Genomic DNA, 19,443 nt, shown 5'->3' on the forward strand with positions numbered 1-19,443 from the left:
AAGGTACACCAAGATAACCTAAATCGTGCGTTTTTTCTCTGTAAATTAACTTCGTGAAATTTGACGGGTACATGATGTGTGTGTGCTGCTGCCCAAACTCTCACCACCGAAATTCCTGGCCTCGTTCAATTGAACTTTATTTATTAAGGGAACCCAGGAACCTTTCCGGGTAACGCGTACCCGACGCGCTACCGACAGGCATTACCGCATCGATCTCCGCCAGGTCTTCGTTGCTCAATTGGACTTTTTCGGCCGCGATATTTTCTTCCAGGTATTTGGTCCGCTTGGTGCCAGGGATGGTAATGATATCCTGTCCCTGCGCCAGTACCCAGGCTAGCGCCAATTGGGTGGCCGTGCAGCCTTTTTCGGCTGCCAGTTTTTTGATTTGTTCAACCAGCTCTAAATTTTTATAGAAATTCCCACCCTGGTAACGCGGCATATTGGTGCGACTGTCTTTGATGTCTTCGGGCTTTTGGAACTCCCCGCTTAAAAACCCACGGCTCAGCGGTGCATAAGCAACCAGGCCGATCCCTAATTCGCGGATAGTTGGCAGCACTTCCGCTTCAATATCACGGCTCCAGAGCGAATATTCGATCTGTAAGGCAGTAATGGGATGAACAGCGGCAGCTTTCCTAATACTTTCCGCCGATGCCTCCGACAGGCCAATATAGCGGATCAGGCCCTTTTGCACCAGTTCGGCCAATGCGCCGATGGTTTCTTCGATGGGTATCCTGGGGTCAACCCGCGCCGGGGTATACAGGTCGATGTAATCTGTTTGTAGGCGGCGCAGGCTGTAAAAGACGGCATTTTTTAAAAAGTCCGGGTGCCCGCTCACGGGTCCCGGCCCCATGGCTCCGGTTGGGCCGGGTGCTACCAGTTGGCCGGTCTTCACCGACAGGAATGCATGGCTGCGCTTGCCTTTAATAGCCTTGCCGATGAGTTCTTCATTATGGCCGGCCGCATAGTAGTCGGCGGTATCCAAAAAGTTATGGCCCAGTTCGAGTGCCCTTTCGATGGTGGCAATCGAGGTGGTATCATCGCTTTGGCCGTAGGCGCCCGACATGCCCATACAGCCCAAGCTGACTGCGGAAACCAGCGGTCCGTTTTTTCCGAGTGTTCTGTTCATGGTTCGATATTTTATTTAGAACAAAGTTAGGCAGTGCCGGAACGACGGTACTGGACAAAACCAATTCATTCCCTGACAAATCCTGAACCGGTTTTAATTGCCCTTTCCTTTTTTAGAAGGCGAAAGGCGGCGAGCAGGTAATAAAAGGCACCGAAAGCGGCATAGCCGGCCAGGCTGGCGATTCCCTTGGTAGGGTCATGGGCCAGGAGGATAAAAGAGGTACCACCGATCATGGACTGGGCGCCGCTGATGATCATCGGCCATTGACCGCCTAAAAGCTTCCGCCTGCGTAAGCCTAATATCAACTGGATTAACCCTGTCCCGATAGCCCAGGCGCCAAAAACGATCAGGGCTTCGGGGACGCCTTTTTGCAAAGCAAAACCAACCGCTACCGTAGTGAGGCCGCTGATCACCGTGTTGGTATATTGCGGCATTTTAGAGTTGCTGCCTTTGTTGGCGCGGATATCCAGTAAGGTACCAACCACATCCCAGGCCGGGTAAATGATCAGCAAAATCATTGCGGCCATCGTTGGTGTTTTGGCAAAAAAAACAACGAGGATTACCCAGGCCACCGAAAACCCGGCGCGGATAAAATAAAGCTGGCGCAAGGCGCTTGCTAATTTGGTTTCAGAATTTGTTGTCATGGTTTAATTTTGTTTTTTGTTGGGCCAAAGTTCTGCGGCTGCCGCCGCAGAACTTTTCACTTAAGTGAAAATACCGGCAGAAATTGACCGTACCATTACAATGTGCAATTTTAACTTAAGTTAAATTATTGGCGGTTTATTCAAGTTATATTTGAAACATCAAACCTGTTCCGATGAAACACAAGATGCCTGGATGGTATACGCCATTGAAGAAAAAATACCCAAGAGTGACCGAGGCTGAATGGCAATTGCTGTGTCAGCTGGCTTCTGTTAAGCCCATCCGAAAAGGGGATGCTTTTCTAAGGTCGGGTAAGGTGGCCCGCTATGCGGCCTTCGTCATCTCTGGCACGTTCAAGTTTTCTATCCAGGATGAAGATGGAAACGAAAAGATTATCAAGTTCGGCTTTCCTGACGATTTCCTGGCCAATTGTGAAAGCTATAACAAGCGTGCGCCGTCGGCTGTGAGTATCACCGCGCTGGAAGATGCCATGGTGCTTAAAATAAATATCAAAAAATTACAGCCGCTGTATGACCTGCACCTTAACCTGCTGCATGTGAACCTGGAATTATACCGGGAAATATCCGAACAACAATCTGAACACCAGTACATATTATCCTTAAAAAGCCCGCTGAGACGTTACCGTTATCTACTGGAACGGAGGCCGTTGATCATTCAAAAGATAACCCTGACCAATATTGCCCGTTACTTGTATATCAGCAGGGAAGCACTAAGCCGGGCCAGGCTATCGTTATCCAAATAGGGACCGAATTTTGTGACTGAGATCACCAACTGTTTTTTTGTTCCCGGTTAATTTTGGGCATGAAGCAAAGCATGATCTTATTGCACGGCCTGTTCGGCGGCTTGAGTAACTGGACGGAAGTGGTGCGGCATTTTGAAGACCGGTTCGACGTACATGTACCGGAACTGCCGCTGTACGAAAAACATAAAGGCGATACGGTGGAATACCTGGTGGATTTCTTGGCAGCGGTGGTCAACTCAAATCAACTGGAAAATGTGACCCTCGTCGGAAATTCGCTTGGCGGTCATATCGCCATCCGCTATACACACCGGCATCCTGAAAAGGTGTCAAAATTGATATTGACCGGCAGCTCCGGGCTTTATGAGAACACACAAGTGGGCAGTTATTTAAAACGGGGCGATGCCATCTATATCAGGGAGCGGGTGGCCGCGACATTTTACGATCCGATGATGGCTACAGATGCATTGGTGGCTGAGGTGATGCGGGTTACGACGGATGCATATAAATGTTTATGCACGATCAAAGCCGCTAAATCTACCCAACGAAATCAAGTACTCGACAGCCTTCCGCAGATCCAAATCCCTGTATTGCTAATTTGGGGCACGAATGACCAGATCACCCCTCCGGCTGTCGCCTATCAATTCCGGGATAACCTCTCCCAGGCCACGCTAATCATGCTGACTGCTTGCGGACACGCACCGATGATGGAAAGGCCTGCGGAATTTAATGGTGCATTGGCAGAATTTCTTAATTTACAAGCGATTTAGATGATGGATAAAAAAGAACTCTTAGCGGAACACCTGCGGAATTTTGCCCAATTGAGCAATAAAGATATCAGCGACAGCCAGCCATACTGGAAAGCGCGGAAGATCAAAAAGGGGGATTTCTTTAATATGCAAAATATGGTTTGCAATGACCTGGGACTGGTCGTCAACGGTATTTTCCGGATCTATTATCGCGATCCGGAAACTAAAGGAGATCAAAACATCTTTTTTTTCTCAGAAAAACAGTTCGTTGTTTCCTTTAGGAGCTTTGTCTCGCGTAATCCTTGTTGGTATTTTATTGAGGCGATGGAGGACTCGGAAATTTTCTTTATCGCATACCAGGACCTGAACAGCCTTTATGAAAGCCATCCAAACTGGGGGAAATTCGGCAGGCTGCTGGCCGAATCGTTCTTTAATATTGCGCAAACACGGACCGAAGAACTTTTGTTTTTTTCGCCCGAGCAGCGATATACCCGGCTACTTGAAGCCCACCCGGCTATTGCCAGGCGCATACAGGCTTATCATATCTCATCTTACCTGGGTATCACCAACCCTTCGCTTAGCCGGATCAGGAAACGCATCGAAAGCAAAAGGGCCGAATAAAAGGTTTACCGCAACTCCTGAAGGAACTGTGCGACAGATCCGCCGGTCTCTTTTTTAAAAAGGCGGGAAAAGTAGTCCGGATCGTTAAAACCCAGGGCAAAAGCCAGGGTCTTGACAGAGGTGTGCTCCCCGTAATACAGGCGCCGCTTGGCTTCGAGGATCAGTCGGTGGGTGATAAAGGTTTTGGGTGAAAGGCCGGAATAATGTTTGACCAACTGGTAAAGTCCGTTGGTATTAACGGCGAGTGCTTCAGCGATGGTTTCGATGCTGGGCTGCTCGGTCAGTTGTTTTTCTATAAATAGCTTAAAATCGATGTATTTGGAAAGCTTGCCATCGGCCGGATTCTTGTCGGCTGCGAAGTAAGCCAGGTTGATCTCTGTCAGCAGACTGTTGAGGTGCGCCAGGATGAGCTCCGGCTCGGTATCCATCTCGCTTAAGAGGCTGCGCAGGACTGCGAGGGTTGATCTTAGCCGGTTTACAGCCGCCGCGCTGAAGGCGATCTTTTGCCGGTTAAAGGGATTAATGAGGAATGGAAAGGTTCTGGGTAAAAGGTAGAGGCAATGCTCATCAAAGCCTATTTTATAATAGTCGCCGCCATGGCCTTCGCCCGGGAGCTGATGCATCTGGTGCGGCAGGATGAACAATAGCTCATCGCTTTGGATTTCGTAACGCTGCAGGTCGACGCTGTGCTGGGCGGAGCCTTCCAGCATCAACAGGAAAAAGTAGTGCGTCCTGCGCTGGGTAAAATTGTAACCTGCCGCGATAGCCGGGTCGAGGTGCCCAAAGTCCGGTGCGACCAGGCGAATAGAAAGCTTGCCGTTTTGTTTATAGGGATCAAGAAAAAACTCACCTTTCATCGTTTAAAAATAAATAAAAATAAGGGGTTCCGCCCGGAGCCCCTTATTTTTATTAAACCTGTACAGTACTGCCGCCGTCAACGGAGATAGAGGTACCGGTGATGAAACTGGAATCGTCCGAAGCCAGGAACAAGGCCGTTTTAGCGATCTCGTCCGGGCGTCCGGCCCTACCCAGCGGCACGCCTTTGATATAACCGGCCTTTTGTTCATCGGACATGGATTGAAACAATGGGGTATCGATAGGGCCGGGATGGATGACATTGACCCGTATCCCCCGACCTTTCAGGTCGGTCACCCAGCCTTTAGCAAATGCATCCAGTGTGGCTTTGCTGGCGGCATAAACACTCAGGTAGGGCAAGCCCATGTGGGCGGCAACGGTGCCGGTCATGATAATAGAACTATGGTCTTTCAATAAGGGCAGCGCCTTTTGAACTGTAAAAAGCGTTCCTTTGGCATTCACATCGAATTGTTTGTCAAAATGTTCTTCGCTGATCTGCCCGATCGGGGCACCGTCTACCGCGCCGGCGCTGGCGTATAGCACATCGATCTGTCCTTTCTTGTTTTTAACCGTTTCAAACAGGCGATCCAGGTCAGAAAGATTCGCTGAATCGGCCAGTACGCCGGTCACGTTGCTGCCGATGGTTTTCACGGCCTCATCCAGTTCGGCCTGCCGGCGCCCGGTGATAAATACATAGGCGCCTTCTTCCACAAATAACCGGGCAGTAGCCAGGCCCATCCCTGAGGTTGCGCCGGTTATCACGGCTACTTTATCTTTTAACTTTTGCATGGTGTTTTCCTTAAAATGTTTTTGTCAAAATTGACTATACAAAGTTGCAGAGAAGAGCGCGGCTTAAAGATGAAGTAGCTTAGGAAATAAGGTTGAACCAGTTCAAGATTTCTTCCTGACTTTTTGATTGCGGATTTTGGAAAAAAACTCGGTGGTCATGTTTAAATAGGAGGCGATGACGTATTGGGGAAAGCGGTTGATCATCTGGGGGTATAGCTCCAGGAACTGTGCGTAACGCTCTTCGGCCGTGCCGATTATGGCAGAGATAAACTTTCGCTGCATAAACGCCACGCCTCTTTCGGCCATCATCCGGAAAAAGGTCTCAAACTTAGGTTGCGCCGCTTTCAGGCGCTTTTCATCTTCATAACTGATCTTGAGTACCTGGCAGTCTTCCATAGCCACGACGAACATACTGGCGGGTTGCTGGAACAGGTAGCTGTTATAATCAGAGATCCACCATTCATCGATGGCAAGCTGAACGGTGCGTTCTACGCCCTTCTCATCAACTACATAAGCACGGATGGCGCCTTCGATCACAAAATATTTATGCCGGTCAACGAAATTGGGCTGAATAATGAACTGTCTTTTTTTTAGTCTTTCGAATCGAAAAGCCGCGCGGCACATTTCTGTCTCCGCCTCCGTGAGCTGGACAAATTTATTAATGTACTTAATGATGGGGTCCTGGTCTGTCATGTCATTTTTCCTTTAACAAGCTACGGTCGGTTTTGTTGGCCCCGGGCGGTGTCCGTTCCGCCATCGTTAAAATGGATCCTTATTCCGCTATTCTGCATACGTCCGTTGGCCGGTACCAGGTTAAATTTGTCTCATTAAAACAACAATAGCAAATCAAAAAACATGTCAAAGATAATTTCTATAACAGGTGCGTCGCGCGGCTTCGGAAAAATATGGGCAGAAGCCTTTTTGAATCGGGTGACCAGGTAATCGTTACCTCAAGGAGCTTAAACGGATTAAATGAACTCAGGGAAAAATATGACAGCGCGGTACTGCCGTTGAAACAGGACATTACTGACCGGGCGGCCTGTTTCAACGCCGCCGCCAAGCAAAAGCGCACTTCGGGCGGATCGATTTGGTCATCAACAACGCTGGACCTGTGTATTCCGCACGGCGGAAGAATTAGCTGAACAGGATGCATGCGGTATTATGGGTTCCCGGTATCCTGTTCAAGCATTGATTATAGACAACATGCTGCAAGTTGAGCTATAAAAACAGCGTATCATTCATTTTCTAATTGTTTTTTACCCCAGTTGTGTAAATGATTGATAAACGGCATCAATTCCCAGCCGGTATCGCTCAATGAATATTCTACCTTAGGCGGCACCTCGTGATACATTTTCCGGATGATCAGGTTATCTTCTTCCAGTTCTCTTAAAGTCTGGGTGAGCATCTTGGTAGTGATATCAGGCAATGTGCGACTCAGTTCTCCATAACGCAATACGGATTGTAAGCCCAGATGCCAAAGGATCCGGCCTTTATATTTTCCACCTATGCGTTTAAATGCATATTCAACGCCGCACCTTTGAATACATTCGGGAATTTCCGCCTTTTTCTTCACTTTAATTTTTATATAAATATCTGATAATCAACAATAGAAACTTTTTGGTATGTAGCATACAAATAAGTACATACTTGCCAAAAGTATATAAACTATTTAATATTGCATCATCAAATTGACAAAAATGGAAGCAGCACCAATGGATAAAGTAATGGTAATGAAGGCAGTAAGGCAGCACGAGTTTGGCTGCCCTGAAGTACTGCGTTATGAAGAGGCACCAATTCCGGAGATCAGGCCAGGTGAAGTTCGTATTCGCGTTCATGCGGCAGGGCTCAACCCGCCCGACTGGTATTTGCGCGATGGATTTAAACTTCTGCCGCCCGAGTGGCAGCCGAAGCTGCCTTTCCCTATCATCCTGGGTACAGACGTTTCAGGAGTTATAGAGGTGGTTGCTAATGACGTTACCGATTTCTCCGTAGGAGACGAAGTTTACTGCATGGTTCGTTTTCCGGGTGAGGTTTTGGGTAATAGCAAGGCTTATGCCGAGTATGTGACCGCCCCCGCATCGGAAGTTGCACTTAAGCCAGCAGGTATTGATCATGTGCATGCCGCCGCGGCCCCCATGTCATTACTAACCGCATGGCAGTTTATGATAGCACAAGGGCACGAGATCCCGAACCCGCTTCAGTCCAATCAGCACGAGCCTGTTCCGCTGGAAGGTAAAAGGGTACTTGTTAATGGCGCTGCGGGCGGCGTAGGTCACTTTGCCGTACAGCTGGCCAAATGGAAAGGGGCGTACGTCATCGCGGTAGCATCGGGTAAACATGAAACCTTCCTCCTTGATTTAGGCGCGGACGAATTTATCGACTATACAAAAGTCATTCCTGAGGAAGTGGTTCGTGAGGTTGATCTTGTCGTTGACTCGATTGGAGGGCCGCCAACCGGCCGTTTTTTACGCACCCTGAAACGCGGCGGCGCATTGTTTCCGATCTTTGGGCTTGGCGCATCGGGCCGGGAGGATGCAGAAAAGCTTGGTATCATATTTTCCACAACACAGGTCCGCTCGAGCGGTGCCCAGTTGGCAGAGGTTGGAAAGCTACTTGATAATGGAACGATACGCGTGGCAATAGATAGTACTTTTGCGCTTACCAATGCTCGAAAGGCCCATGAACGCGCCGAACAAGGGAGTATACAGGGTAAGATCGTGCTTATTGTGGACTGAAGACGAAGCTGTCTGAATATAATTGATGCAAGATCCACGTCCTTTATAACAAAAGAGTCTATCTCAATTTAAGGCTTGCCCAAATCACTCATACCGCTATAATTTATAATAAAGTGGGAATCATGAATAATAAAGAATTAGACGACAGAATAGCCCTCAAAGAACTTGTTGACAGCGTATCAATTCTGGGCGACAAAAAAGATTTTAGTGCGCAGGCGGCGCTATTTTCGGAAGATGCTGTTTCAGAAACTTTTGCGGCAGGTACATCGATCCTGAAATTACGGGGGCGAAAAGAAATGGCAGAAGCGTTTAGCAATTTTCTTAAAGACTTTCAAACTGTTTACCATTTTAACGGGCAGCAGGTAGTGACCATAGACGGTGATAAGGCTACCGGAACATGTTATTGCCTGATTATATTAATCGGCAGCGATAACGGCAAAAAAATAAAGACCACCATCGGTGCTGTTTACCTGGACAATTACGTACGCCGGGAAAATCGCTGGCTTATCGCCAAGCGGACAGGGAATTTTAATTGGCAGGACAACCATGAGAATCAGCTAATTCTTCACAAACGCTAATGCTTAAGTGTTTTAATATTTAAAACAGCCTCTGATAGATCGGGGGAGCTAACCGTCAATTTAATATCACCCGCGCTGTGAGTACTTTTTATTATAACCAGCGCGCGTCCGTGCCAGGCTTTATGCGCATTTCCGAAGCCTGGGCTGCGGTTGTAATATTATTAGGGGCTAAATGTTCAAATTACCATTTCTGTGCCCCAAATAAAGAAGGAATGTGTGAGGAAAACTTTAATGATTTAAAATTAGTATAAATCATTTAACACCGGTTTGACCGTCGGGCGATCGCCGCCACTTAAAATAACCATCCAACACTTTTAATGATGTGGCACCCGGTACAGGGCCAGTATGTGCGGTTTGCGAAAAGTACATCACAACGTGGCGAGTATCGTTAAAAGCGGGCCATGCTGGCTCTCCAGCGCCGTTCGGGTCGCCATACTTGGTAAAATTTGTCCAGTATGTGCCCATCGCGTCCGAGATGGCCAGGTCTGTTTTAGTGGTTTGCGGGCTTGAAGTATCGAGCGTACCAAATACATAAGCTACTTCTTGTCCATGCGACGATCCATACCCGGAAAGGGGCGAACCTTCAGGATAGCTGGGATGTTGATCAAAATAATAATAAAAAACCTTCGATTTACCTCTTGACTGTAACCTTGCCCAACTCCAGGTATGCCAACCAAACGCGGCATCCCGCATTAGGTCGCGAGCAGTTTTTGCAACCTTAACGGTACCGGCAGGATAAGCTTTAATAAGCTCGTCGGCAAACTTACCATAGCGGTCTTTTACCGCCGCAACATAATTTTCGGGAGTTTTTGGGGGTGAGAAACTGGCGCCCTCATCGGAGTTATAACCCATCAGGATGGGTATATCGTTATATTTCCCCTCTTCATAGCGTTTATATTGGTCGCCAGGTATTAGCCAACCGTCAATAACTGGCCACGCTAATCCACGCACCGCAGGCAGTTTATCTGCATCAACCTTTCTCAAATCAGCAATCGAAGTAAAGCCGGCCTCTTTAACGTACGCTGCACCCGCGGCTTCAGCAACAGGGAGGCTTTTCATATTTTCACCCGGATAAGTTGTAGCACGCGTAGGCCCAAATGAACCACCGCTTTCGGATATTGCGCCCTTAAAAAGGCCTTTAGTCAAAGGGCTTGCACATAACATACTAACGGCTATACCACCTGCCGACTCACCAAAAATTGTAACTTTATTGGGGTCACCGCCAAAGGCGGCTATGTTTTCTCTAATCCATTTAAGGCCGGCTATCATGTCCAACAAACCATAATTTCCCGAAACATGGTTGGGGTTTTCGGCGCTAAGTTCGGGATGCGCTAAAAATCCAAGCTGCCCTACCCGGTAGGCGATGCTTACCAATATCACACCTTTTTTTGCCAGCTTCTCCCCGTTATAAGTTGGCTCGGCGGTCCCTCCAAAGTTAAAAGCACCGCCATATATCCACACCAGCACCGGTAGTTTGTCGGCAGGTGATTTAGCTGGCGTCCAAACGTTCAGATACAGGCAATCTTCGCTTTTTTTTGAAGCGGGGTTGCTGCCGCCTTGTATAGGTTCCGGAGCAAATTCATCGGCCCGGCGAACACCGTCCCATTTTGCGGCGGGCTGTGGAGCGCGCCAGCGAAGTTGCCCCACCGGAGGCATTGCAAAAGGAACGCCTTTATAAATGGTAAGGCCATTTTCAGAAATTCCCTGTAACAACCCTTCCTTAACCTTAACAGGAACAGGCTGAGCTTGCGTGAATTGATTAGCAAGCATCGCCACAAGCAAAAAAATCAGATATCTCATAAATATTTAATTGGCTATCAAAACTATTACTGAGTTAATAGTACTAAGTTAAAAGATAAATATTCTTGACTTAGTACTTAAAACTTTCGGCTAAAAACTATCCGTCATTACACGATTAACTTAACACCACGTTAAATGAATGATCTTGCACATTCTATTTCTTAAAGTTTTATCAATTTGCGGCCGCATTTTGAAAGTGCCCGTTATAGCTCTATCATCGCTTTAATTACACCGTTAGCCGGATCGAGCCAGCTTTCAAACACATCTGGCACCGCATCAAATTTTACCCGGTGTGTAATGTAATTAGCCGGTTGTACCAGGCCTTTTTTCATCGATGCAATAACATGCTCAAAATCTTCCCGGGTAGCGTTACGGCTGCTCATTAAAGTGGCCTCGCGCTTGTGAAATTCCGGGTGGCTTACACTAATATCTTCTTTTTGCAAACCAACCAGCACATACCTGGCTCCATGCGCCATATATTGAAAGCCGCTATTAATCGCTTTCAAGCTGCCTGTGGCATCAATCACCACTGTAGGCATATCTCCTTCTGTTATTGTAGACAGTCGCTCCAGTACATCTTCGGTAGATACATTAATAATATGATCTACCTGCAGTATGTTCCTGCAAAACTCAAGCCTCTTTGTGTTAATATCCATTGCAATTACTTTTGCCCCGGCAATGCGGGCAAACTCCATTATTCCGAGGCCTATTGGCCCTGCCCCTATCACCAATACGTATTCGCCGGGTTTTACATCCGCCCGCCTGATACCATGAGCCCCTATCGCCAAGGGTTCTACCAATGCCAGTTCATCATAACTTAAACCCTCGCCATGTACCAGCGAATATGTTGGTACATTCAGATATTCGGCCATTCCCCCGTCTACATGAACACCACAAACATTAATTTTTGCGCAGCAATTAGGCTTTCCCGATCTGCAGGCAATACAAACACCGCAATTAAAGTAAGGGATGAATGTAACGATATCGCCTTTTTTAAAACCGGGCGCTCCATTCGGCTCTACCAATTCACCTGAAAGTTCATGTCCCAAAACGCGGGGATAACTAAAATAAGGCTGTGTCCCTTCAAAGGCATGCAAATCGGTACCGCAGATACCTATCCTTCTGATCCTGATCTGGGCGTAGTCTTCTCTTATTGGCGGCTTATCGCGATGACCGAGTACCAGTTTTCCGGGTTCTTCGCAAACTATTGTGTACATATTATCTATTTTAAAGCTGAAAAATTTGTTCCATCATTACCCACTTCTCCCCTTCTTTGGCCCAGGGTAAGGGCTGCTGGAATTTCCACATTAATTGTTCCCAATCCTGTACTTTAAGGTTAACTGCATCCATTAACGCTTTTCTTTCCGCTACATACTGGTCGGTGGTTTCCATTATCATAAATAAACGATTTCCTGTGCGATAGATCTGCATATCCGTAATCTCAGCATCAAGTATACTCTTCCGTATTTCCGGCCATCCATTTTCAGCTTTATGCCAATATTCATATTCGGCTATCAGTTGCGGGTCATCCTTCAGGTCAAGGGCTAAACAATATCTTTTCATGGTTTATCTCGTATTTATAAATATGTCGAAGCGAAGACTTTGTCAATCAACCCTTGCCCCTTCATTTCATTCCAAAACCCTTCCGGGATTTTTAAAGAAGCTACTGCAACATTCAGCGCTACCCTATCTGCATTAGTGGTATTTAATGCAATGCTTTTAACACCAGGCGCTTTTAATCCAAAAGCAACACATGCATCTACCGGGCTAATATTAAAATCTTTACACAACTGGTAAAACAGCGCCCGCCACTGATACAAGCTTTGGTCTTTTACAGAGTCTTTCAACTGATAATTATAGTACGCCGACCCGGTTAAAAAGCCTCCGTTAAAAACCGCGGAGTTTATAATTGCAATTTGTTGTTTTTCAAGTTCCTCCATAAACTCCACCAATTCCTTTGGATGACTGTGAATAGTCATACTGTTGGCTATCATTACCCAATCCAGCTTTACATCATGGGTTATCTTTTTTATGATCCGCCAATCTTTTGACCCTACGCCTATTGCTTTTACTTTGCCTTGTTCTTTTAGTTCATGCAAAGCCCGGTAAGCTTCCAGTATATCGTGGTAACGCCGTGTTTGATCTGCCTCATTCTTTGCCGCTGCGAGGTATTCATCCGGGTCATGTACCGATATCAGTTCGGCACGGTAATCGCCAAGCAGCTCATTACCTTGTTCATAACATTCCAGGATGCCTTCGTAGCTTATTTTTTGCACCGCATCATGTTTCAGGTCACGCCAAACCCCAGGCTCGAAAGTAGGTTCGGCTGTTTTCAGCTCAGTACGCAGCCAACCCAGTTTATTGCTTATCAGCACGTCTGACGGGTTCACATTCAATTGCTTTAAAGATCTGCCCAATGATTCCAATGCCAACCCGGCACCGTATTTACCTGCCGAATCAAATACAACCGGCTTCCGCGAGCATTTTATACTCTGGGCAACAATGGCCAATTTGGCTTCTTCCGAAAGTGGCACATATAAATTGCCTAATCCGCTGGTTCCGAAAATCACCTTGGGGAATGTGATATTTTGCATATAAAAATTGGTTATTTTAAAAAACAGTTGAAACAGGTAAACTTTCCGGCTTCACTTTTACGCGATGACCTTTAAATCCAAAAAATGCTACCACTATAAAACAAATCAATGGCACTATGTATCCATATTGAATATTACCTGTGGCATCGCTGATATAACCAAACACCCTTGGCAAAACGGCTCCGCCGACGATTGACATAATGATGAGGCTGCTTCCGAATTCGGTATCAGCCTTTAAATCTTTTATACCTAGCGCAAAAATGGTTGGAAACATGATGGACATAAAAAAGCAGATACCGATGACCGTGTAAACTGCAACCATGCCATGACCTAAAATGGCGATGACACAAAGTAAGATATTAATGCCTGCATATGAAGCCAGTAAAACTGCCGAGCTGTAATACCGCATTAAAAACGTACCGAAAAATCTGCCGATCAAAAACGCAGCGCCGCATACACCTAAATAGTAGGTCGCCTTTACTTCTGTAAGGCCGGCTGCTTTTGGGGCGTACAGGATAAACAAACTGAATACACAAACCTGCGCCCCCACATAAAAAAATTGCGCGGCAACGCTCCAGGCTAAATGGCGGTGCTTTAAGGCATGAAAAATATTTTTACTGGCCTTATGACCTTCGTGGTGCTGAATTTTGGGCAGGCGGGTGAAGGCAAACAGGATGGCGATAAACACCAGCACGCTACCTAATATAAAGTAAGGCATTTTTACCGAAGAAGCTTCGGCGGCAAGTGCAAGTTTGCTGCCCTGCTCTGTCATTACGCTTAATTGTGCCGGTGTGTAACCTTTGGTAAGTATAATGCGCCCCCCGATTATAGGCGCCAGCGTTGTAGCCAGCCCGTTAAACGATTGCGCAAAGTTAAGCCTTTGGGTAGAGGTTGCCGGATCGCCTAATGAGGAAGCATACGGATTGGCGGCGGTTTCTAAAATGGTGAGTCCGCAGGCAATGATAAACAGGGCAACCAGGAAAAACACGTACTGCTGCGTATCGGCGGCCGGTATAAACAAATAGCACCCAATTGCAAAAATGAGCAGGCCCGTGATAATGCCTGTTTTATAACCATATTTTTTCATAATAAACCCCGCCGGCAAAGCCATCAAAAAATAGGCTATGAACACCGCCGAATCTACCAACGTAGCCTGAACGGTTGTCAAGGTAAATGATTTCTTCAGGTGTGGTATTAATATAGGGTCGAGGTTATGCGCAAAGCCCCATAAAAAAAACAAACTGGTAATCAATATAAAAGGGAAAAGAGTTTTATTCTTTGTCATAATCGGATGTCATGTTTCTTTACTGATAAAAGGCAATGCTCAATGGTCGGCAGTAATCTTCGCCACCCATCCGCCCGCGGTGTCTAAATGAATATTGATGACTGAAGTTGCCGAAACTCCAGTTTTAGATTTGGTCAAACTTTGAGGAGAAGACGGCACATCGCCCCATGATGACAATGTATATTTACCCGACTGTAAAAAATCCATTTTCAACTGTAAGGTGCGTTCAGCGTCGTTGGTCATGGCGCCAACATACCAGTCTTTTCCATTTCTTTTGGCAACAACGATATATTCGCCCGGGTACCCACCCAGCACCCTGGTATCGTCCCAAACGGTAGGCATATTGCTTAAAAAATCGGCGCTTGGCTTACCTAAAATATGTTCCGGCGCATCGCAGTAAACGGTAAAAGGGCTTTCGTAAATCACAAATTTTGCCAGCTCGGCACAGCGGCTGTTCATTACCTGGGTAGGGCTGCCTTGCCTGAATTCATTCTTTTTTACATTTAGAAATCCGCCAGGGGTGTAATCCATCGGCCCTGCCAACATACGGGTAAATGGCAAAGTGGTATTGTGCCCGGCTGTTATCCGGGTTGAGAACTTGGAGTATTCTTCGCCTAAAACCCCTTCCCGTGTAATCATGTTAGGATAGGTGCGCATAATGCCATCTGGTTTAAAAGCGCCGTGAAAATCGACCATTAAATGATATTTTGCAGCTGTTTTAATAATACGGCGGTACCAGTTAACCATTTGCTGATCGTCCCTGTCCATAAAATCAATTTTAATACCTGCAATGCCCCATTGCTCATAAATTGGAAAGGCTTTTTCAAAATTATCATTCCGGTTAACATCCGAACTGTATAACCAAAGCCAGCACTTAACCCTTTTTGCTTTAGCATAGGCTAAAATCTCCGGCATATTCAACTGCGATGCCGGTTTGGTAATATCAGCCTCAGGTTTGTTAAATGCGCCATACCATTGCCAGTCGATAAGCATATAAGGCCAGTGTTGTTCCGATGCCAGATCGATATATTTTTTTATGGTTGGCATATCCATTTTTACATCGCCACTCCACCAGTTATCCCAGGCGCTCATGCCAGGCTTTATCCAGCCGGCATCTTTTAGCGCGCAGGGAGGGTTCAGGTTCTGTATAAGTTCCGATTCAATAAGTTTGCCCGGCGCATCGGCCAGCATCACCACCCGCCAGGGCGTTAGCAAATTATTAGTAAACCGGGCTTTAACTCCGCTCTCGCTTTCCCCAGGCAAAGGCGATAATTTGGTAACCAAATTCACCTTCTCGGCAGCACCAGTATCTGTTCCAAGTGCCCCTATGTAAAACCCGGGATAATTATCAATATTAGCTTCGGTAATAGCTGCATAATGGCGGCTATCTAATTCGACCGTTAAAGGTAAGCCGGCGATTGTTTTTGCCGTGATATGGTTAAGTGTTTGTGGCCAAAACTCGGTTTCTTGCGAGGATGTGTAGCTGCCATAATCGGCAACCCAGGCCTTTGCATTTGCTGGTAAACTAAAGCCGGTAAGTTCCTTTACTATCTGCCGGTCGCCAATTTTATCCGCCCCAAATAACTCATAACGAAAAGCAATGCCATCATCATAAGCCCTAAAGTAAATCTTCATCCTGCGCATTTGCCCCGATTTCTCGGCCATCGACAGTACTAATTCATTATAATGATCAGCTATACTCTGGTGCTTTGTTTTTACCACCGGTATCCAGGTTTGGTTAACGGAATGCTCGGCATGATCAGTTATGCTCATATCGTTGCCCATAGCCGCTTCATCCTTAAACTCGAAACCAAGTGATGAAGGATGGACTATTGTTAAACCATTACTGGTAACCGTATATTGCAGCAGGGCATTGTTGTTTACCTCCACAACCGTTTTTTTATCCGGCGATACCAGTTTGAATGTTTGAGCAAAAGACGGTGAAGCCAGTAAAATAACAGCCCCTAAAACGTAACAGGGTTTCAATTTCATAATACAGATTAAATAACCCCTTCAATTTTTAAAACAAACGCATCTTTCCCGGGAGCTTGCTCAGGCAATTTTACTTTGAGACCGGCCGAGGTTTGCTCAAAAGTCAAATTACCGTTTCCAAGTAAGCTTACCTTGCTTACCTTACCCGCTTCATTAGCTGCTAACTTTTTAATCAAAGCTTCGTTCCCTATCGGCCAACCTAACATTGTGGCATAAAGGCTTTTACCTTTTACAGTAAACCGGATATCTTCGGCTACAAAGGGTTTTCCCTTGCCCTCGTTAAAACCCTGCGCATTGATTGGTGCTGCCGATTCAATTGCCGGGCCTTCGCCAAATACTTTCCAGGGACGGGTACCGTAAATCGCCTCGCCGTTAACCTGCATCCACGCTCCTATGTTTTCAACTACGGCACGTTCTTCACCGTCAATGGTACCATCACCACGTACCGGAATGTTCAACAGCAGGTTGCCATTTTTGCTTACTATATCAACAAGTGTATGCACCACGGTTTTTGCACTTTTATAGCCCTTATAATCAAATATACGGCGGTCATAATGCCAGCCACCAATACAGGTATCCGTTTGCCAGGGCAAAGGTTCTATCTGGTTGCTTTGTCCGCGTTCTATATCCCATATCATGCATTTACGCTGTTGTTCATTCAGTACTTTGCCAAACAGCGCCGCTTGTAGTTTCCCATGCTTTTTAATGCTGGTATTGTACATATGCGCGGCAATTTTTAAGCCGGCATCGCTTACCGGCCAAAGAGGTAAAGCAGTATCATCAAAATAAATCAGCTCAGGATCGTATTTATCTATCAGTTCAATGGTGCGGTTTAAAAATTTATCGCAGTAAGCTTTGTTGGGTACACTGGCGCCATTGCCCCAATCCCAGTGGTGGCCCATACTATTATCATCAAGGCTATCCTGGCTCAGGGCGTGGTTTTGCGCGTATAATTCCTGCGGATCGTAGCCATTCCACCATTTGCCAGCACCATTTGCCTTGGTAAGTTTGCCATCATAAGGAATACCCGCATAAGGTCCACTTTTATCAGCACGCTGGGCAACCTCGTACCAGGTCCAGGGGTGTGACGCATGTACACTGACGCCAAAAGGCAGGCCCTGTTCTTTAGCAGCCTTGGCCCAGCCGCCAATCAAATCTTTTTTGGGGCCTATTTTTGTAGAGTTCCAACTTTGGTATTTGCTATCATAAAGGTCAAAATTGTCATGATGATTAGCCAATGCCATAAAATATTTGGCGCCGGCACGTTTATATAACCCTACCAATTCGCTGGGATCCCAGTTCTCGGCCTTCCATTCATTAATCACATCCTTGAACCCAAATTTTGAAGGATGTCCATATTTTTCAACGTGGTATTTATACTGATCGCTACCTTCCTGGTACATCCCGCGGGCATACCAATCGCCGCGCTCGGGCTGGCATTGCGGGCCCCAATGCGCCCACATGCCAAATTTGGCATCCCTGAACCACTCGGGAACCTGATACCCGGCCAATGAATCCCATGTTGGTTTAAACGGCCCGGCGGCAATGTCCGGGTTTGCATGTGTTTGCAACAAATTGTTAGCGTAAAGTTTTGACAGGTATAAGGAAGATACGCCCGTGGCTAAACCTTTTATTAGTGTTCTTCTGTTCATAATTGGGGTTTGGTAATTCTTAAATATATCTTGAATGCCCGGGCGGTTATCTATAACCCGGAGCGGTGAGTCAGTATTCTTTGGTACATCATAATAATTGGCTGATGAGCAGGTTTTATACCTGCCATCTGATTGAAACATCAAACTTACCTTGAAATAGCTATTAAATAGATGGCCTAATGGGACTTTTTTTTATACAAAACCGACATTTTGTTTAATATTGCTCTATCGACAGCACGAAGCATCTTTGGGATTTCGCCCCGTAAACCCATTTAAAGATACCCGGACAGGTGAAACAATAGTTTAAAAACAACTTATTTACTGCACATTATGATTAAAAGAGCATTAAAACAAACATATACGCTATTGAATGTAGATCATGTGAACCTTGGCCCTAAATGGAATTACAAAAACGTGATCAGTCCATATTTCAGACTTTATTATATTGATGCCGGTGCGGGTGAAATTTCAGATATTTCAATCACGCTAAACCTTGAGCCAGGTTTTTTATATCTGATACCCAGTTTCACGTTGTGCAACCTTATTTGCCAAAATCACCTGAGCCAGTATTTTATCCAGTTTTTTGAAGAGTCATCTGATGGGATCTCCTTATTTGTCAACAACCGGTCTGTCTTTAAAGTAAAAGCAACAGACGTTGACATTTTGAATTTCGTCCGCTTGTTAGAAATAAATCCAGGGAGGGGCATTAACCGTTCTGATAATCCCCGGATATATGAAAAAAATATCTTTTACAAAGAGTACCAGGAACTTAATAACCAGCAAAACATGGCAACTTTTACCGAGACCCATGGCATTCTTTTGCAACTGGTCTCTCGCTTTTTAATACCGGAGATATTTAAACATAAAGAAGTCAACCACATACCGGTTAAAATCCTCGACGCAATCAGTTATATCCAATTGAACCTACACGAGGAATTGTCTGTAACAAGCCTTGCCGAAAGAGCGAATCAGCATACCGATTATTTCTCGCGACTGTTTCAACATTACACCGGAGAAAGGCCCCTAAAATACATTCATGAAAAAAGGATTGAACGGGCCCAATACCTAATGGTTACTACCCAGATGACGTACGCCGAAATAGCAGTTCAGACGGGGTTCGAAAACATATTTTATTTTTCCAAAATATTTAAAAAGATGACCGGCATGTCTCCAGGTAATTATAAAAAACAAATCGATTTTGTCCGCTTTTAGAGATCTGCAAACGCAAGTGCATCCGATGCGGGCTAAACTGTCCAAAACTATTA

The 19,443-nt window shown here is 46.0% G+C and carries 20 protein-coding genes and 1 pseudogene; 7 read left to right on the plus strand and 14 right to left on the minus strand.

Annotated features, from left to right (window positions below):
* Positions 1-136: 136 nt before the first annotated feature.
* A complete protein-coding gene (locus tag AC1DU2_RS26275) occupies positions 137-1,126 on the minus strand; it encodes an aldo/keto reductase (RefSeq protein WP_477388090.1) in 990 nt (329 codons plus the stop codon).
* 65 nt (positions 1,127-1,191) lie between these two features.
* Positions 1,192-1,770 carry a hypothetical protein gene (locus AC1DU2_RS26280; protein ID WP_477388092.1) on the minus strand — a complete coding sequence of 193 codons (579 nt, stop codon included), beginning with the start codon at positions 1,768-1,770 and terminating at the stop codon, positions 1,192-1,194.
* 173 nt (positions 1,771-1,943) lie between these two features.
* On the opposite strand from AC1DU2_RS26280, the gene AC1DU2_RS26285 reads away from it, so the two are divergent.
* From AC1DU2_RS26285 to AC1DU2_RS26295, 3 genes are read left to right on the plus strand one after another with little or no spacing between them, the layout of a single operon-like run.
* On the plus strand, positions 1,944-2,531 hold the full coding sequence (locus AC1DU2_RS26285) for a Crp/Fnr family transcriptional regulator (RefSeq protein ID WP_477362028.1): 588 nt from the start codon (positions 1,944-1,946) through the stop codon (positions 2,529-2,531).
* 59 nt (positions 2,532-2,590) lie between these two features.
* Complete coding sequence (locus tag AC1DU2_RS26290; protein WP_477388094.1) at positions 2,591-3,298, plus strand: alpha/beta fold hydrolase; 708 nt, start codon at positions 2,591-2,593, stop codon at positions 3,296-3,298.
* Positions 3,299-3,898 carry a Crp/Fnr family transcriptional regulator gene (locus tag AC1DU2_RS26295; RefSeq protein ID WP_477388096.1) on the plus strand — a complete coding sequence of 200 codons (600 nt, stop codon included), beginning with the start codon at positions 3,299-3,301 and terminating at the stop codon, positions 3,896-3,898.
* A 5-nt stretch (positions 3,899-3,903) separates the two neighbouring features.
* Here the strand turns inward: AC1DU2_RS26295 and AC1DU2_RS26300 are convergent, their stop codons facing one another.
* From AC1DU2_RS26300 to AC1DU2_RS26310, 3 genes are all read right to left on the minus strand, one after another.
* Positions 3,904-4,755, minus strand: a complete 852-nt coding sequence (locus tag AC1DU2_RS26300; protein WP_477388098.1) for an AraC family transcriptional regulator — start codon at positions 4,753-4,755, stop codon at positions 3,904-3,906.
* A gap of 52 nt (positions 4,756-4,807) precedes the next feature.
* Positions 4,808-5,542, minus strand: coding sequence for an SDR family NAD(P)-dependent oxidoreductase (locus AC1DU2_RS26305; RefSeq protein ID WP_477388100.1), 735 nt, complete (start codon positions 5,540-5,542; stop codon positions 4,808-4,810).
* A gap of 102 nt (positions 5,543-5,644) precedes the next feature.
* Positions 5,645-6,235, minus strand: a complete 591-nt coding sequence (locus AC1DU2_RS26310; protein WP_477388102.1) for a Crp/Fnr family transcriptional regulator — start codon at positions 6,233-6,235, stop codon at positions 5,645-5,647.
* Between the two features lie 212 nt (positions 6,236-6,447).
* On the opposite strand from AC1DU2_RS26310, the gene AC1DU2_RS26315 reads away from it, so the two are divergent.
* Positions 6,448-6,684 carry a hypothetical protein gene (locus tag AC1DU2_RS26315; RefSeq protein ID WP_477388104.1) on the plus strand — a complete coding sequence of 79 codons (237 nt, stop codon included), beginning with the start codon at positions 6,448-6,450 and terminating at the stop codon, positions 6,682-6,684.
* A gap of 92 nt (positions 6,685-6,776) precedes the next feature.
* Here the strand turns inward: AC1DU2_RS26315 and AC1DU2_RS26320 are convergent, their stop codons facing one another.
* Positions 6,777-7,115, minus strand: a complete 339-nt coding sequence (locus AC1DU2_RS26320) for a winged helix-turn-helix transcriptional regulator (protein WP_477388106.1) — start codon at positions 7,113-7,115, stop codon at positions 6,777-6,779.
* Between the two features lie 124 nt (positions 7,116-7,239).
* Here AC1DU2_RS26320 and AC1DU2_RS26325 point away from each other — a divergent pair, with 124 nt between their 5' ends.
* Both AC1DU2_RS26325 and AC1DU2_RS26330 read left to right on the plus strand, forming a co-directional pair.
* On the plus strand, positions 7,240-8,277 hold the full coding sequence (locus AC1DU2_RS26325; RefSeq protein WP_477388108.1) for an NADP-dependent oxidoreductase: 1,038 nt from the start codon (positions 7,240-7,242) through the stop codon (positions 8,275-8,277).
* A gap of 122 nt (positions 8,278-8,399) precedes the next feature.
* Positions 8,400-8,855: a nuclear transport factor 2 family protein gene (locus AC1DU2_RS26330; protein ID WP_477388110.1), complete on the plus strand. Its 456-nt coding sequence runs from the start codon at positions 8,400-8,402 to the stop codon at positions 8,853-8,855.
* On the opposite strand, the pseudogene AC1DU2_RS26335 reads toward AC1DU2_RS26330, so the two are convergent.
* The 8 genes and pseudogenes from AC1DU2_RS26335 to AC1DU2_RS26370 all read right to left on the minus strand — a co-directional run.
* Positions 8,852-8,977: pseudogene (locus AC1DU2_RS26335) on the minus strand (hypothetical protein); the annotation flags it as partial. The gene AC1DU2_RS26330 and the pseudogene AC1DU2_RS26335 sit on opposite strands and share 4 nt — an antisense overlap.
* 130 nt (positions 8,978-9,107) lie before the next feature.
* Positions 9,108-10,655: a carboxylesterase/lipase family protein gene (locus tag AC1DU2_RS26340; RefSeq protein ID WP_477388112.1), complete on the minus strand. Its 1,548-nt coding sequence runs from the start codon at positions 10,653-10,655 to the stop codon at positions 9,108-9,110.
* 203 nt (positions 10,656-10,858) lie between these two features.
* Positions 10,859-11,872: a zinc-binding alcohol dehydrogenase family protein gene (locus AC1DU2_RS26345; protein WP_477388114.1), complete on the minus strand. Its 1,014-nt coding sequence runs from the start codon at positions 11,870-11,872 to the stop codon at positions 10,859-10,861.
* Positions 11,873-11,882: 10 nt separating this feature from the next.
* Positions 11,883-12,218, minus strand: coding sequence for an L-rhamnose mutarotase (locus AC1DU2_RS26350; protein WP_477362082.1), 336 nt, complete (start codon positions 12,216-12,218; stop codon positions 11,883-11,885).
* A 14-nt stretch (positions 12,219-12,232) separates the two neighbouring features.
* A complete protein-coding gene (locus AC1DU2_RS26355; protein ID WP_477388116.1) occupies positions 12,233-13,249 on the minus strand; it encodes an aldo/keto reductase in 1,017 nt (338 codons plus the stop codon).
* A gap of 16 nt (positions 13,250-13,265) precedes the next feature.
* Positions 13,266-14,534: an L-fucose:H+ symporter permease gene (fucP, locus tag AC1DU2_RS26360; RefSeq protein WP_477388118.1), complete on the minus strand. Its 1,269-nt coding sequence runs from the start codon at positions 14,532-14,534 to the stop codon at positions 13,266-13,268.
* A 39-nt stretch (positions 14,535-14,573) separates the two neighbouring features.
* Entirely contained in the window at positions 14,574-16,526 is a 1,953-nt protein-coding gene (locus tag AC1DU2_RS26365) for a glycoside hydrolase family 97 protein (protein WP_477388120.1), read from the minus strand.
* An 8-nt stretch (positions 16,527-16,534) separates the two neighbouring features.
* Positions 16,535-18,178, minus strand: coding sequence for an alpha-L-fucosidase (locus AC1DU2_RS26370; protein ID WP_477388122.1), 1,644 nt, complete (start codon positions 18,176-18,178; stop codon positions 16,535-16,537).
* 330 nt (positions 18,179-18,508) lie between these two features.
* On the opposite strand from AC1DU2_RS26370, the gene AC1DU2_RS26375 reads away from it, so the two are divergent.
* Positions 18,509-19,390, plus strand: a complete 882-nt coding sequence (locus AC1DU2_RS26375; protein WP_477362090.1) for a helix-turn-helix domain-containing protein — start codon at positions 18,509-18,511, stop codon at positions 19,388-19,390.
* Positions 19,391-19,443: the final 53 nt, after the last annotated feature.

Source organism: Mucilaginibacter sp. P4_C11 (assembly GCF_056402115.1).

What these genes read in the sequence shown, in the direction of transcription:
- AC1DU2_RS26345 (WP_477388114.1), bottom strand. Translation starts at nt 11,872, where the DNA reads ATGTACACAATAGTTTGCGAAGAACCCGGAAAACTGGTACTCGGTCAT.
- AC1DU2_RS26275 (WP_477388090.1), bottom strand. Translation starts at nt 1,126, where the DNA reads ATGAACAGAACACTCGGAAAAAACGGACCGCTGGTTTCCGCAGTCAGC.
- AC1DU2_RS26350 (WP_477362082.1), bottom strand. Translation starts at nt 12,218, where the DNA reads ATGAAAAGATATTGTTTAGCCCTTGACCTGAAGGATGACCCGCAACTG.
- AC1DU2_RS26355 (WP_477388116.1), bottom strand. Translation starts at nt 13,249, where the DNA reads ATGCAAAATATCACATTCCCCAAGGTGATTTTCGGAACCAGCGGATTA.
- AC1DU2_RS26315 (WP_477388104.1), top strand. Translation starts at nt 6,448, where the DNA reads ATGGGCAGAAGCCTTTTTGAATCGGGTGACCAGGTAATCGTTACCTCA.
- AC1DU2_RS26325 (WP_477388108.1), top strand. Translation starts at nt 7,240, where the DNA reads ATGGAAGCAGCACCAATGGATAAAGTAATGGTAATGAAGGCAGTAAGG.
- fucP (WP_477388118.1), bottom strand. Translation starts at nt 14,534, where the DNA reads ATGACAAAGAATAAAACTCTTTTCCCTTTTATATTGATTACCAGTTTG.
- AC1DU2_RS26330 (WP_477388110.1), top strand. Translation starts at nt 8,400, where the DNA reads ATGAATAATAAAGAATTAGACGACAGAATAGCCCTCAAAGAACTTGTT.
- AC1DU2_RS26310 (WP_477388102.1), bottom strand. Translation starts at nt 6,235, where the DNA reads ATGACAGACCAGGACCCCATCATTAAGTACATTAATAAATTTGTCCAG.
- AC1DU2_RS26305 (WP_477388100.1), bottom strand. Translation starts at nt 5,542, where the DNA reads ATGCAAAAGTTAAAAGATAAAGTAGCCGTGATAACCGGCGCAACCTCA.
- AC1DU2_RS26375 (WP_477362090.1), top strand. Translation starts at nt 18,509, where the DNA reads ATGATTAAAAGAGCATTAAAACAAACATATACGCTATTGAATGTAGAT.
- AC1DU2_RS26280 (WP_477388092.1), bottom strand. Translation starts at nt 1,770, where the DNA reads ATGACAACAAATTCTGAAACCAAATTAGCAAGCGCCTTGCGCCAGCTT.
- AC1DU2_RS26370 (WP_477388122.1), bottom strand. Translation starts at nt 18,178, where the DNA reads ATGAACAGAAGAACACTAATAAAAGGTTTAGCCACGGGCGTATCTTCC.
- AC1DU2_RS26285 (WP_477362028.1), top strand. Translation starts at nt 1,944, where the DNA reads ATGAAACACAAGATGCCTGGATGGTATACGCCATTGAAGAAAAAATAC.
- AC1DU2_RS26340 (WP_477388112.1), bottom strand. Translation starts at nt 10,655, where the DNA reads ATGAGATATCTGATTTTTTTGCTTGTGGCGATGCTTGCTAATCAATTC.
- AC1DU2_RS26365 (WP_477388120.1), bottom strand. Translation starts at nt 16,526, where the DNA reads ATGAAATTGAAACCCTGTTACGTTTTAGGGGCTGTTATTTTACTGGCT.
- AC1DU2_RS26290 (WP_477388094.1), top strand. Translation starts at nt 2,591, where the DNA reads ATGAAGCAAAGCATGATCTTATTGCACGGCCTGTTCGGCGGCTTGAGT.
- AC1DU2_RS26295 (WP_477388096.1), top strand. Translation starts at nt 3,299, where the DNA reads ATGATGGATAAAAAAGAACTCTTAGCGGAACACCTGCGGAATTTTGCC.
- AC1DU2_RS26300 (WP_477388098.1), bottom strand. Translation starts at nt 4,755, where the DNA reads ATGAAAGGTGAGTTTTTTCTTGATCCCTATAAACAAAACGGCAAGCTT.